Origin of the sequence: Streptomyces marokkonensis (assembly GCF_008312835.1) — a bacterium.
Classification (GTDB): domain Bacteria; phylum Actinomycetota; class Actinomycetes; order Streptomycetales; family Streptomycetaceae; genus Streptomyces; species Streptomyces marokkonensis_A.
The window spans coordinates 14,800-28,177 of the sequence record NZ_VSKS01000001.1 but is presented as its reverse complement, the minus strand read 5'-3'; the positions used below and the strand labels follow the sequence as shown (position 1 = coordinate 28,177).

Here is a 13,378-nt window from a genome sequence, read left to right as displayed (position 1 = left end):
CCGTCCGCCAGGGGGTGAACTCTGTGACGATCAGCGCTTTTCCCGGGGAACGTCCATCACCGCGCAGACCACCTGCCAGACGTCCTTGGCGTCCCAGCCGGCCGCCAGCGCCTCGTGCACGGTGCGCCCGCCGAGCTCGGACATGACATGGTCGCGCGCGAAGGTGTCGGCGTAGTCCACGCCGAAGTGCTCCGCCATCCGCTCCCAGAAAACCGTCAACCGCATGCGCTCAGTATCCCGCCCGTGGGGGTGGCACCGGGCCACGGCGCCCGCCGGCGCCGCTTTGCGCCTACGGTCGGTCCCATGGCCGACACCGAAGCCGCCCCACCGCCCCCGACGTCACCGCCGCACGGCGCGCTCGCGCGGGCGGAGCGGTTCGTCCGGCTCACCGCGCGGGTGCTCGAGCAGCATCTCTTCGCCCACCGCTTCCGGGACGGCGGCGCCGCTCCGGTGGAGACGGCGCTGGACGCCTACCGCAACGAGGACGGCGGATACGGCCACGCGCTGGAGCCCGATCTGCGCGGCCCGGTCAGCCAGCCGCTGCACACCGCCCGCGCGCTGCGCGTGCTGGACGCCGTGGGACGCTGCGGCGGCCGGCGCGCGGAGGACGTGTGCCGCTACCTGACGTCCGTCTCCACGCCGGACGGCGCGCTTCCGGCCGTCCATCCGAGTCAGCGCGGCTACCCGGCGGCCCCCTTCGTGCCGGTCGTGGACGACCCGCCCGGCGAGCTGCTGGCCACCGGGCCGGTGGTGGGGCTGCTGCACCGCAACGAGGTGTGGCACGCCTGGCTGTTCCGCGCCACGGACTTCTGCTGGCAGGCCGCGGAGACGCTGGAGCGGTCCCACCCCTACGAGATCCAGGCCGCCGTGGCCTTCCTGGACCACGCGCCGGACCGCGCCCGCGCGGAGGCCGCCGCCGGGCGGCTGGGCCGCCTGGTGCGCGAGCAGCGGCTCGCGGCCCTCGACCCGGACGACCTCGGCGCGTACCCGGTCGCCCCCGGCTACGCGCCGGGCGAGCACCACTTCCCGCACGACTACGCGCGGACACCCCGTTCCCTGGCCCGCGCGTGGTTCACCGACGGGGAGATGGCACGCTCCCTGGACCACCTCGCGGCCGAGCAGAGGGAGGACGGCGGCTGGCCCGTCCGCCGGCGCCGGTGGGCCCCGGGCCCCGCCCTGGAGGCCCGCCCGATGGTGACGATCGAGTCCCTGAGCGCCCTGGTGGCGTACGGCCGCGCCGTCGGCTGACGGGGGGTGTGTCTCCACCGGTGCTCGACAGCGCCCGCGCGAGCGGTCCGTCTCACCCGCCCAGTGCCCGCACCCCCGCCGTCACGACGACGGCCGCGGCGACGACGAGCAGGAACGGCGCGCGCAGGATCAGCGCCACGGCGGCGGCCGCCAGTCCGGCCGCTCGGGCGTCCAGGACCAGGGTCTGGCCGTCGGAGAAGGTCTGCTGGGCCGTCAGCGCGGCGAGCAGGGCGACCGGCAGGAGCGCGGCCAGACTCCGGACGAGGGGCCGTTCGAGGACTCCGGCGGGCACCAGCAGTCCCGCGAGTTTCACGGCGTAGCAGCCGAGGACGGTCACCCCGATCGCGATCCAGACGTTCAACGGTCCTCCCCCGGCGCGTCACCGCGCGACGCGCGAGCGCGGCCCCGCGCCCACAGGACGGCGGGTGCCGCGAGCGCGGCCACCAGCACCGGCACACCGGCCGGCAGCACGGGCAGCAGACCGAGCCCCAGGAGGACGGCGAGCCCGGCGACGGTGCGCTCGGTGCCGGTCCGCAGCATCGGCGCGAGCAGCGCCAGGAAGACCGCGGGACCGGCCGCGTCCAGCCCCCACGCGTCGGTGTCCCCGATCGCCTCCGCGCCCAGTGCGCCGAGCAGCGTCGTGAGGTTCCACAGGACGTACAGGCTGAGCCCGGTCACCACGAACCCGATGCGTGCCGCGCGCCGGGTGGGCTGGGCGAGCGACACGGCGGCCGTCTCGTCGATGACCCACTGCGCGGCGAACGGCCGCACCGCGCGGGGAAGCGCCAGCAACTGCGACAGCCGCAGCCCGTAGAAGGCGTTGCGCACCCCGAGGAAGAACGCCCCCGCGGCGGCGGTGAACGGCCCACCGCCGGCGGCGAGCGCCCCCACCAGCGCGAACTGGGAGGCGCCGGTGAACACGAGCAGGCTGAGCGCACAGGTCTGGAGCAGGGTGAGGCCGCTGCCCGCCGAGGTCACTCCGAAGGCGAAGCCGGAGAGTCCGACGGCGATGCCGACGCCGAGGGCGTCCCGTACGACGGCGCCGTCCGGCTTCCCTCCGCCGTCGTCCCGTACGTCTGCGCGTGCTGCTGCTGTCCGTTCTGCTGCCACGCCCCGGACCGTACGGGAGGGCCGCCCCGGGCGTCTTGTACGTTCTTGCGCTCGCGCTGGTAGGCGCCCGGCGGCACGCCGACGATGCGGCTGAAGTGCCGGTTCAGATGCGGCTGGTCGGTGAACCCGACCGCGAGGGCCGCCTCCGACGGTGCCGTCCCCGCGTCCAGCAGCCGCCGCGCGCGCCGCACCCGCGCGTCGGTGAGCCAGGTGTGCGGCGGCATCCCGTAGGTGTCCCGGAACGCGCGCAACAGTGCGAACGGGCTGGTGCCGAGCTCGGCGGCCAGCCGCTCCAGGGTCGGCGGCCCGGCCATCCGGTCCTCGAGCACGGCACGCGCGCGTGCCGCGATCCGGGCGCCCGCCGTGCGCACCTCGCGTCGCGGCAGTGTTCCGCCGTTCAGCCGCAGCAGCCGGGTCACCGCCACCCGGAGCAGGGTGTCGGCGGCGAGCGCGTTGCCCTCGTCGGTGGCCCGCAGCACCTGGTGCACCAGGCGCACGGCGTACGGATCGTCGAGCACAGGCCGGACGAACCCCGGCGCGCCGCGCAGCGTGGTGGTCTCGGCGGCGATCGCGGCCACCACCTCCGGCGAGGGGTACACCGCGCCGTACCGCCATCCCTCGGGGACACCCGCCCGGCCGGTGTGCGGGGTGTCGGGGTTCACCAGCGCGAGGGCTCCGGCGCCCGCGTACTGGTCGCCGCCGCCGTGGTGGAAGACCTCGACCCCGTCGGCGATGGCGGCGATCACGAAGTGCTCATGGGTGTGCCGGACGAACGTCTTGCGTATGTACCGGGCACGCAGCAGATCGACACCGGGCAGGTCGTCGTACTGCCAGTGCCGTGCCCGCTCCCTGCGCGATCCCGCCATACGGCCATTGTCACGCGCGCTCCGCCGTCACCGCCTCGGCCCGGTTGTCAGTGGCCGGGTGCACGATGGACGCATGGTCAGCGATCCGCAGCGAGCCCTGGACGGCTTCTCCCCCGCGACCCGCGGCTGGTTCACGGGGGCGTTCTCCGCGCCCACCGCCGCACAGGCGGGCGCGTGGCAGGCCATCGGGGAGGGCTCGGACGTGCTGGTGGTCGCACCCACCGGTTCCGGGAAGACCCTGGCCGCCTTCCTCGCCGCCCTGGACGAGCTGGCCTCCACGCCGCCGCCCGCGGACCCCAGGAAGCGCTGCCGGGTGCTGTACGTCTCGCCGCTGAAGGCCCTGGCCGTCGACGTCGAGCGCAACCTCCGCAGCCCGCTGACCGGCATCCGCCAGGAATCCGTCCGCCGGGGTCTGCCCGAGCCCGAGGTGAAGGTCGGCATCCGCTCCGGCGACACCCCGCCCGCTGAGCGGCGCGCCCTGGCCACCCGTCCGCCGGACATCCTGATCACCACTCCCGAGTCGCTGTTCCTGATGCTGACGTCCGCCACGCGCGACGCGCTGACGGGCGTGGAGACGGTGATCCTGGACGAGGTGCACGCGGTCGCGGGCACCAAGCGCGGCGCGCACCTCGCGCTCTCCCTGGAGCGGCTGGACGAACTGCTGCCCCGCCCGGCCCGCCGCATCGGCCTCTCGGCGACGGTGCGCCCGGTGGACGAGGTCGCCCGGTTCCTCTCCCCGCGCCGCAAGGTGGAGATCGTGCAGCCGGAGTCCGGCAAGGAGTTCGACCTCTCAGTGGTGGTGCCGGTCGAGGACCTGGGCGAGCTGGGCGGCTCCCCGGTCGCCGACGGCTCGGAGGGCGCCGAGCGGCCGTCGATCTGGCCGCATGTCGAGGAGCGGATCACGGATCTGGTGCAGTCGCACCGCTCGACCATCGTGTTCGCGAACTCCCGCCGCCTCGCCGAGCGCCTGTGCAACCGGCTCAACGAGATCGCCTACGAGCGGGCCACCGGTGAGCCCCTGGACGAGCACCACTCCCCCGCCGAGCTCATGGGCGGCTCCGGGGCCGCCCAGGGCGCGCCCACGGTCATCGCGCGCGCCCATCACGGTTCGGTGTCCAAGGAGCAGCGCGCGCTGGTCGAGGAGGACCTCAAGGCGGGCCGGCTGCCCGCGGTGGTCGCCACCTCCAGCCTGGAGCTGGGGATCGACATGGGCGCCGTGGACCTGGTGGTCCAGGTGGAGTCCCCGCCGTCCGTCGCCTCCGGCCTCCAGCGCGTCGGCCGCGCGGGGCACCAGGTGGGCGCGGTCTCCACGGGCGTGGTGTTCCCGAAGTACCGGGGCGACCTCGTGCAGGCGGCCGTGGTCACCGAGCGGATGCGCACCGGGGCGATCGAGTCCCTGAGGGTCCCCGCCAACCCCCTCGACGTCCTGGCCCAGCAGCTCGTCGCCATGACGGCCATGGACACCTGGCAGCTCGACGACCTGCTCGCCATGGTCCGGCGCGCGGCGCCCTTCGCCTCGCTGCCCGAGTCCGCCTTCACGGGCGTCCTGGACATGCTCGCCGGCCGCTACCCGTCCGACGCCTTCGCGGAGCTGCGCCCGCGCGTGGTGTGGGACCGGGTCACGGGCGAGATCACCGGCCGCCCGGGCGCCCAGCGCCTCGCCGTGACCTCCGGCGGCACGATCCCCGACCGGGGCCTCTTCGGGGTGTTCCTCGCGGGCGCCGATCCCAAGAAGGGCGGCGGACGGGTCGGCGAGCTGGACGAGGAGATGGTCTACGAGTCCCGCGTGGGCGACGTCTTCACGCTCGGCACCAGTTCCTGGCGCATCGAGGACATCACGCGCGACCGGGTCCTGGTCTCCCCCGCGCCGGGCGTGCCCGGGCGGCTGCCGTTCTGGAAGGGCGACCAGCTGGGCCGGCCGCTGGAGCTCGGCCGTGCGGTGGGCGCGTTCCTGCGCGAGGTGGGCTCGCTGTCCCGGGACGACGCCCGGCTGCGGCTCCTCGCGGCGGGTCTGGACGCCTGGGCCGCGGACAACGTCCTGTCCTACCTCGACGAACAGCGCGAGGCCTGCGGCCACGTCCCCGACGACCGCACCATCGTGGTGGAGCGCTTCCGCGACGAACTGGGCGACTGGCGGGTCGTCGTGCACTCACCGTTCGGCGCCCAGGTGCACGCCCCGTGGGCGCTCGCGCTCGGCGCCCGCCTCTCCGAGCGCTACGGCATGGACGCCCAGGTGATGCACGCCGACGACGGCATCGTGCTGCGGCTGCCGGACGCCGACCTGATGGGTCTCGACCTGCTCGACCACGAGCCCATGAGGGCCGGTGCCGAGTACGACGCGGACCAGGCCCCCGTGGGCGCCGCCGACGTCGTCTTCGACAAGGGCGAGGTCGAGCAGGTCGTCACCGACCAGGTGGGCGGCTCGGCACTGTTCGCGGCCCGGTTCCGCGAGTGCGCCGCCCGCGCGCTGCTGCTGCCGCGCCGCAACCCGGGCCGCCGCACCCCGCTGTGGCAGCAGCGCCAGAGGGCCTCCCAACTGCTCCAGGTGGCCGGCGAGTTCGGCTCGTTCCCGATCGTCCTGGAAGCCGTCCGCGAATGCCTCCAGGACGTCTTCGACGTTCCCGGACTCGCCGAGCTGATGGGCGACCTGGAGTCCCGCAAGGTGCGGCTGGTCGAGGTCACCACCCCGGAGCCGTCCCCCTTCGCCCGCTCCCTGCTGTTCGGGTACGTCGCCCAGTTCCTGTACGAGGGCGACTCCCCGCTCGCCGAGCGCCGCGCCGCCGCCCTGTCGCTGGACTCGCGGCTGCTGGCCGAGCTGCTCGGCCAGGCGGAGCTGCGCGAACTGCTCGACGCCGAGGTGCTGACCGAGCTGGAGCGCGAGCTGCAGTGGCTCACCGAGGACCGGCGCGTCAAGGACGCGGAGGGCGTGGCCGACCTGCTGCGCCTGCTCGGTCCGCTCACCGATGCCGAGCTCGCCGAGCGCGGCGCCGAGCCGCGGTGGGCGCGGGAGCTCGCCTCCGCCCGGCGCGCCATCCTGGTGCGGGTGGCCGGCGCCGACCACTGGGCGGCGGTCGAGGACGCCGGCCGGCTGCGCGACGCGCTGGGCACGGCACTGCCGGTCGGCGTGCCGGAGGCGTTCACCGAACCCGTCAAGGACCCCCTCGGCGACCTCCTCGCGCGGTACGCGCGCACCCACGGCCCGTTCACGTCGGCCACGGCGGCGGCCCGCTTCGGACTGGGTGTGGCGGTCACCGAGGGCGCCCTCCAGCGGCTCTCGGCGGCGGGCCGGGTCGTCCAGGGCGAGTTCCATCCCGCCGGGATCGGACAGGAGTGGTGCGACGCCGCCGTGCTGCGCAGGCTCCGCCGCCGCTCCCTGGCCGCGTTGCGGCACGAGCTGGAGCCGGTGCCGCCGGCCTCGCTCGCCCAGTTCCTCCCCCAGTGGCAGCACATCGGCAAGGGGCACACCCTGCGCGGCCTCGACGGACTGGTCCGCGCCGTCGAGCAGTTGCAGGGCGCGTCCGTGCCCGCGTCCGCCCTGGAGAAGCTGGTCCTGCCGTCCCGCGTGGCGAACTACGCGCCGGCGATGCTGGACGAGCTCACGGCCGCCGGAGAGGTGGTGTGGGCCGGTGCCGGTTCGCTGCCCGGGAAGGACGGCTGGGTCTCCCTCTACCTCGCGGACGCCGCCCCACTGCTCCTGCCTCCCCCGCACCCGCTGGAGCCGACCGCCCTCCACCAGTCCGTCCTGGACACCCTCTCCGGCGGCTACGGCCTGTTCTTCCGGCAGATCGCCGACCAGGTCCGCGCCACCACCCACCCCGAGGCCACCGATCCGCAGCTCGCCGACGCCCTGTGGGACCTCGCCTGGTCCGGACGGCTCACCAACGACACGCTCACCCCCATGCGCTCCCTGCTGGGCTCCGGCCGCACCGCGGGCTCCACCGCCCACCGCGCGAAGCGCTCGGTCCCGCGCGGGCGCTACGGCTCGCTCACGGCGTCCGCCCGCGGCGCCTCCCGCACGGGCCCGCCGACCGTCGCCGGCCGTTGGTCCCTGCTCCCGGACCGGGACTCCGACGCCACGGTCCGGGCGCACGCGCTGGCCCGCACCCTGCTCGACCGGCACGGCGTGGTGACGCGGGGCGCCGTCTCCGCGGAGGGCGTCGAGGGCGGCTTCTCGGCGACGTACCGCGTTCTGTCCGCCTTCGAGGAGACCGGGCAGGCCCGTCGCGGCTATGTGGTGGAGGGCCTGGGCGCCGCCCAGTTCGCCATGGACGGGGCCGTGGACCGCCTCCGCGCGGCGGCCAACGCCCGCGAACGGGGCGAGACCTTCCCGCCTGCGGACGGGCCCGGCCCCTTCGACGCGGGGCCCGGTCCCTTCGACCCCGTGCAGGGCCACGACGGCTCCCCCGGCGCGGACGACAGCCCGTACCCGCGCCTGTCGCCGGGCGACTACGTCTCCCCCCGCGACCTGGCCCCGCCGGCCCCGCCCCCCTGGCGGAACGGCGGAGGTCCGTCGTACGACCCGTTCGCCGGCCGCCGTACCGGCCCGGACCGCACCACACGGGCCGTCGTCCTCGCCGCCGCCGACCCGGCGAACGCCTACGGTGCCGCGCTGGGCTGGCCCGAGCCCCCGACCGGCGCCGGGCACAAGCCCGGCCGCAAGGCGGGCTCCCTGGTGGTGCTGGTGGACGGCGAACTGACGCTCTACATGGAACGTGGCGGCAAGACCCTGCTGGCCTGGCCCGCGGACCACGACGGCGAACCCGCCGAGGACCCCCGTCTCCCGGCCGCCGCCGAAGCCCTCGCCGCGGCGGCCCGGGCGGGGTCCCTCGGCACGGTCACCGTGGAGCGCGTCAACGGCACCCCGGCCCTGACGTCCCCGCCGGGCGCGCTCCTGGAGAGCGCGGGTTTCGTGGCCACACCCCGGGGCCTGCGCCTGCGCGCCTGACCCGCCCGGTCCGGCGTGCCACCCTTGACGCATGCCCGAAGGAGACACGGTCTGGCAGGCCTCGCGACGGCTGCACGACGCCCTCGCGGGCAAGACGCTGACCCGCAGCGACCTCCGGGTGCCCCGGTACGCCACGGCCGACCTCACCGGCCGCACGGTGCTGGACGTCACCCCGCGCGGCAAGCATCTGCTGACCCGCGTCGAGGGCGGCCTGACCCTGCACTCGCACCTGAGGATGGACGGTTCCTGGCGGGTGTACGCCGGCGGGCAGCGCTGGAACGGCGGCCCGTCGCACCAGATCCGCGCGATCCTCGGCAACGCCGACCGCACCGCCGTCGGCTACCGGCTGCCCGTGCTGGAACTGCTGCGCACGGCCGACGAGGACCGCGTGGTCGGCCACCTCGGGCCCGACCTGCTGGGCCCGGACTGGGATCCGGACGTCGCGCTGGCCAACCTGCTGAAGGACCCGGCCCGCCCGCTCGGCGAGGCCCTCCTCGACCAGCGGAACCTCGCCGGTATCGGCAATGTCTTCAAGAGCGAGCTCTGCTTCCTGCTCGGCGTCACCCCCTGGCTCCCGGTGGGCGAACTGCCCGCCGACCGGGCCGCGAAGCTGCCGGAACTCGCGAGGAGACTGCTGGAGTTCAACCGCGAACGCCCGATCCGCAGCACGACCGGCCGCCGCGGCCAGGACCTCTTCGTGTACGGCCGGGCACGCCGCCCCTGTCTGCGCTGCCGCACGCCCGTCCGCCTCGCCGACCAGGGCGACGGCTCCCGCGAGCGTCCCACGTACTGGTGTCCCCACTGCCAGCCGGGCCCCACGCGACCGCGCTGATCGCGCCGGTCCGCGCGCTCACGGCAGGAAGCGGACGCCCTGCCCCTTACCGATCGCCCGAGCGCCAGGCCCGCCGCCACCGCCCCGCCACGAGCGCGCCTTCCGCCCGTGCCCTCGGTGTGCAGTGCACCGGCAGCAGGCTGAGCCCCCAGCCGCCGGCCGCGACCGCCCCTTCCAGCGCACCGGCCTCGGGCACCAGCAGCAGCCGCGCCACCGCCCACCACCACAGCGCCCCGAATCCCAGGGCGGCCCCCCAGCGCACCGTCCGCGCCGTCGTCACGGCGCCCGGACCGCTCCCCGAAGGGCCCGCGGCCCTCAAGGGGATGTCACCCGTTCTCGGCCTGGAACATCCACTGCTGCTTCTCGAGGTCCGCCGTGACCGAGATGAGGATGTCCTGGCTCACCGGGTCCGGGTCCGCGGTCGCCGTGACCCGCTCCCGCATACGGGCGATGACCGCGCCCAGCGCGTCCACGAGCGCTCCCACGGCGGCCGTGTCGTCGACCCAGCCCTCCGGTGTCACCCCGATCCCACTGCCCACGGCCACCGTCGCCGCACGCCCGTCGGGCGAGACGCCCAGTGCGGCGGCGCGCTCCGCCACCGTGTCGGAGTGCCCTCGGGCCAGGGTCACGACCTCGTCGAGCTGGAGATGGACGGAACGGAAGCGTGGCCCGACCACGTTCCAGTGGATCTGCTTCGCCACCAGGGCGAGATCCACCAGGTCGACCAAGGCGCCCTGCAGCGCCTCGGACACGGTCTTCAGGTTCTCGTCGGACAACGGGCTCTTCACGACGTACATCCGCACCTCCGTGGCTGGTCCCCACCTCGTCCTTCCACGATGACGGCCCCGCGCCGCACCGGCAAACGCACACGGAGCGCGGGGAGCGGCCCACGCATGCGAAAACCCCGGTGGCACCCCTCCGGATCTCCGGAAGGGCCCCTACCGGGGCATCTCACACTTCACACCGCGCGGGCGCCGAACATCGTGCTCACGCGGCGACGACGTCCACCGCCTCGGCGGGCGCCTTGATGGTCACCCGTTCCGGTGGCACACCGGTCACCGAAACAGAACCCAGCATCGGACGAACCGGCGTGGGTACGGGTTCGCTGGGGGTCGCTGCAGCAGACTGGGCCAGCTCGGCGAGGGCGAGTTCGTCGCTCACTTCCCGCATGAGCTCGGACATCCGTACGTCCAGCGCGTCGCAGATGGCGGAGAGCAGTTCGGAGGAAGCCTCCTTCTGCCCCCGCTCCACCTCGGAGAGATAGCCGAGTGAGACTCGGGCGGACGAGGAGACTTCGCGCAGAGTACGGCCCTGGCGCTGGCGCTGCCGACGCAGCACGTCACCCAGCAGGCGACGGAGCAGAATCATCGGTGGCTCCCTCCTCGGACCGCGTAGCCGCATCCTTCTCGCCCCACCGTACCGCCTCGCGCCGCGGCCGTGCGGGGAGCGATGTCGTGTTCACTCAGGGCTGCAAACATCAAAACCCCCCGTTCCGTTCCGTATCCTGTGCCCGCTCATTCCCGGTCTGTTCGCCCGCAAGCTCCCTCAGAAGCAGTGCGAGTACGCTCCGTACACTCTCCATACGAATTTCCGCACGGTCGCCGTTCAACCGCAGATGCTCCACTTTTCCGCCACCGGCAGAACCGGAGCCGGCCCCGAGGGGCCCGTCCACGGCCACGAACACCGTCCCGACGGCCTGTCCGTCCTGGGGGTCCGGACCGGCGACGCCGGTGGTGGCGAGGCCCCAGTCGGCGCCCAGCGCCGTGCGGACCCCGGCCGCCATCTGGGCCGCCACCTGCGGGTCCACCGCTCCGCGCTGCGCCAGCAGCGTGGCGTCCACACCGAGCAGCCGGTGCTTCAGGTCGGTGGCATAGGCCGTCACCGAGCCCCGGAAGACCTTGGACGCCCCGGGCACCGACGTGATCTCCGCCGCCACCAGGCCACCGGTCAGCGACTCGGCGACGGCGAGCGTTCCACCGTTCACGGTGAGTAGTCTCACCACGTCGGTGGCCGTCGAACTCACGCTTCCGTCTCCTCCAACGCGGCCTTGCGCTCGGCGATTCCCTGCCTGCGGAGCACAATGGCCTGTTTCACATAGTCGAGTCCGGTCACCACGGTCAGCACGACGGCCGCGGCCATCACCCACCACCGCAACGTCGCCAGCCACCCCGTCAGCGCGAGGACGTACATGCCGACGGCTACGCCCTGTGTGAGGGTCTTCAGCTTGCCCCCGCGGCTCGCCGGGATGACGCCGTAGCGAATGACCAGGAAACGCAGCAGGGTGATCCCGAGTTCCCGGCCGAGGATGACCCCGGTGACCCACCACGGCAGGTCGCCCAGCGCGGAGAGACAGACCAGCGCCGCTCCCATGATCGCCTTGTCGGCGATGGGATCGGCGATCTTCCCGAAGTCGGTGACGAGGTTGTACGTGCGGGCCAGATGGCCGTCGAACAGGTCGGTGATCATGGCGACGGCGAAGGCCGCCCAGGCGAACGACCGCCACGCCGGGTCGTGACCGCCGTTGGCGAGCATCAGCATCACGAACGCGGGCACCAGGAGCAGCCGGAGCATGGTCAGCAGGTTGGCGATGTTCCAGACGCTGGCCTGGTTGACGGCCGCCGCCGCGATCTTGGCACCGCGCGCCGGCCTCGTACCGTCCTCGGCGTCGACGCCCTCGCGGGGCGAGCGGGCCAAAGCCGCTTTGTCGCCGTGCGCCCGGTCGCCGCCGGGGCCACGGCCGGACGCACCGCGCCGGGCCGGTCCACCGCCGGACGACCCCGGAGCAGCGCCGCGGGCCTCCCGCGCGACGGCGCGGCCGGAGGCGGACACGCCTCCGGGTGCGGCGCCCGCCGCGCTCCTCGCGCCGGAGGGGCCACCCGCCGCCGATGCCGGGACACCCGTCATCTGCCCGCCTCCTCACCGCGCGCGAGCGAACCCTGGAACAGCGGCTCGGCCACCAGGTCGACACCTTCCGTGCCGACCACCTTCGCCTCGACCATACGGCCGACGCTCAGGCCCTCGCCGCTCGTGAGCAGCACCTGGCCGTCCGTCTCGGGAGCCTGGTGCGCGGCCCGGCCGTACACGCCCTCCTCCTCGTGCACGGACTCCACCAGCACGTGCACGGTCTCGCCGACCCGCTCCTCGGCGCGCTGCGAGACGAGTTCCTCGGCCATCCGGGAGACACGGGCCAGCCGCTCGGCGACGACCTCCTCGTCCAGCTTGCGGTCGTACGTCGCCGCCTCGGTGCCCTCCTCGTCGGAGTAGCCGAAGACGCCGATGGCGTCCAGCCGCGCGTGGTCCAGGAACCGCTCGAGCTCGGCCAGGTCGGCCGCGGACTCGCCGGGGAAGCCGACGATGAAGTTGGAGCGCACACCGGCCTGGGGCGCCTTGCTCCGGATGGTGTCGAGCAGTTCCAGGAACCGGTCGGTGTCGCCGAAGCGGCGCATCGCGCGCAGCACGTCGGGCGCGGAGTGCTGGAAGGACAGGTCGAAGTAGGGGGCGACCTTCGGGGTGGAGGTCAGCACGTCGATCAGGCCGGGCCGCATCTCGGCCGGCTGGAGGTAGCTGACCCGCACCCGCTCGAGGCCGTCGACCTCGGCGAGCTCGGGCAGCAGGGACTCCAGCAGGCGGATGTCGCCGAGGTCCTTGCCGTAGGAGGTGTTGTTCTCCGAGACCAGCATGACCTCCTTCACGCCCTGTTCGGCCAGCCACCGCGTCTCGTTCAGCACGTCGCTGGGCCGGCGCGAGATGAAGGAGCCGCGGAAGGAGGGGATGGCGCAGAAGGAGCAGCGCCGGTCGCAGCCGGAGGCGAGCTTCACGGAGGCCACCGGGGAGCCGTCCAGCCGGCGGCGCAGCGGGGCACGGGGTCCGGAGGCGGGGGCGAGGCCCTCGGGCAGATCCAGCGGGCCGTGTCCCGGGAGCGCGACGGAGGCGGCGGAGTCCTGCCGCTCGGCCGGGCTGATCGGCAGCAGCTTGCGCCGGTCGCGCGGGGTGTGGGAGGCGTGGATGCCGCCGTTGAGGATGGTCTGGAGGCGGTCGGAGATGTCGGTGTAGTCGTCGAAGCCGAGCACGCCGTCGGCCTCGGGAAGGGCCTCGGCGAGTTCCTTGCCGTACCGCTCGGCCATGCAGCCCACCGCGACGACGGCCTGCGTTCTTCCATGTCCCTTGAGGTCGTTGGCCTCCAGGAGGGCGTCGACCGAGTCCTTCTTGGCGGCCTCGACGAATCCACAGGTGTTGACGACGGCGACGTCGGCGTCCTCGGCGTCCTCCACGAGCTGCCAGCCGTCCGCCTCCAAACGGCCTGCGAGCTCCTCCGAGTCCACCTCGTTACGGGCGCAGCCAAGGGTGACGAGTGCGACGGTACGGCGTTCAGGCATG

At 74.2% G+C, this 13,378-nt stretch carries 12 protein-coding genes and 1 pseudogene; 3 read left to right on the top strand and 10 right to left on the bottom strand.

The annotated features are described in order from the left end of the window. Positions 1–30 precede the first annotated feature (30 nt). Positions 31–225 (bottom strand): DUF3046 domain-containing protein, encoded by a 195-nt coding sequence (locus F1615_RS00110; protein ID WP_149546749.1) that lies wholly within the window; start codon positions 223–225, stop codon positions 31–33. A 78-nt stretch (positions 226–303) separates the two neighbouring features. Between F1615_RS00110 and F1615_RS00105 the strand changes: the two genes are divergently transcribed. Then, entirely contained in the window at positions 304–1,248 is a 945-nt protein-coding gene (locus tag F1615_RS00105; protein WP_149546748.1) for a hypothetical protein, read from the top strand. Between the two features lie 52 nt (positions 1,249–1,300). Here F1615_RS00105 and F1615_RS00100 read toward each other — a convergent pair whose 3' ends face one another. From F1615_RS00100 to F1615_RS00090, 3 genes and pseudogenes are all read right to left on the bottom strand, one after another. Further along, positions 1,301–1,609 (bottom strand): AzlD domain-containing protein, encoded by a 309-nt coding sequence (locus F1615_RS00100; protein WP_149546747.1) that lies wholly within the window; start codon positions 1,607–1,609, stop codon positions 1,301–1,303. Next, positions 1,606–2,358 carry an AzlC family ABC transporter permease gene (locus F1615_RS00095; protein ID WP_149546746.1) on the bottom strand — a complete coding sequence of 251 codons (753 nt, stop codon included), beginning with the start codon at positions 2,356–2,358 and terminating at the stop codon, positions 1,606–1,608. The genes F1615_RS00100 and F1615_RS00095 overlap by 4 nt, the downstream gene beginning before the upstream one ends. A gap of 113 nt (positions 2,359–2,471) precedes the next feature. Further along, a pseudogene (locus F1615_RS00090) lies at positions 2,472–3,224 on the bottom strand (AraC family ligand binding domain-containing protein); the annotation flags it as partial. Between the two features lie 73 nt (positions 3,225–3,297). On the opposite strand from F1615_RS00090, the gene F1615_RS00085 reads away from it, so the two are divergent. Both F1615_RS00085 and F1615_RS00080 read left to right on the top strand, forming a co-directional pair. Continuing rightward, positions 3,298–8,169, top strand: a complete 4,872-nt coding sequence (locus F1615_RS00085) for an ATP-dependent helicase (protein WP_149546745.1) — start codon at positions 3,298–3,300, stop codon at positions 8,167–8,169. A gap of 31 nt (positions 8,170–8,200) precedes the next feature. Further along, positions 8,201–9,001, top strand: a complete 801-nt coding sequence (locus F1615_RS00080; protein ID WP_149546744.1) for an Fpg/Nei family DNA glycosylase — start codon at positions 8,201–8,203, stop codon at positions 8,999–9,001. 46 nt (positions 9,002–9,047) lie between these two features. Here F1615_RS00080 and F1615_RS00075 read toward each other — a convergent pair whose 3' ends face one another. The 6 genes from F1615_RS00075 to rimO all read right to left on the bottom strand — a co-directional run bounded on the left by F1615_RS00075 (position 9,048) and on the right by rimO (position 13,377). Continuing rightward, positions 9,048–9,281 carry a hypothetical protein gene (locus F1615_RS00075; RefSeq protein WP_149546743.1) on the bottom strand — a complete coding sequence of 78 codons (234 nt, stop codon included), beginning with the start codon at positions 9,279–9,281 and terminating at the stop codon, positions 9,048–9,050. A 46-nt stretch (positions 9,282–9,327) separates the two neighbouring features. Beyond that, a complete protein-coding gene (locus F1615_RS00070) occupies positions 9,328–9,798 on the bottom strand; it encodes a Dps family protein (RefSeq protein WP_149546742.1) in 471 nt (156 codons plus the stop codon). A gap of 190 nt (positions 9,799–9,988) precedes the next feature. Then, positions 9,989–10,369, bottom strand: coding sequence for a helix-turn-helix domain-containing protein (locus tag F1615_RS00065; protein WP_003993396.1), 381 nt, complete (start codon positions 10,367–10,369; stop codon positions 9,989–9,991). A gap of 109 nt (positions 10,370–10,478) precedes the next feature. Continuing rightward, a complete protein-coding gene (locus F1615_RS00060; RefSeq protein ID WP_149546741.1) occupies positions 10,479–11,024 on the bottom strand; it encodes a CinA family protein in 546 nt (181 codons plus the stop codon). Then, entirely contained in the window at positions 11,021–11,905 is an 885-nt protein-coding gene (gene pgsA, locus F1615_RS00055) for a CDP-diacylglycerol--glycerol-3-phosphate 3-phosphatidyltransferase (RefSeq protein ID WP_149546740.1), read from the bottom strand. Before pgsA ends, F1615_RS00060 begins: the two co-directional genes overlap by 4 nt. Continuing rightward, the gene (gene rimO / locus F1615_RS00050) at positions 11,902–13,377 is read right to left on the bottom strand and encodes a 30S ribosomal protein S12 methylthiotransferase RimO (protein WP_149546739.1); all 1,476 of its coding nucleotides are present in this window, start codon (positions 13,375–13,377) and stop codon (positions 11,902–11,904) included. Before rimO ends, pgsA begins: the two co-directional genes overlap by 4 nt. Position 13,378 lies beyond the last annotated feature (1 nt).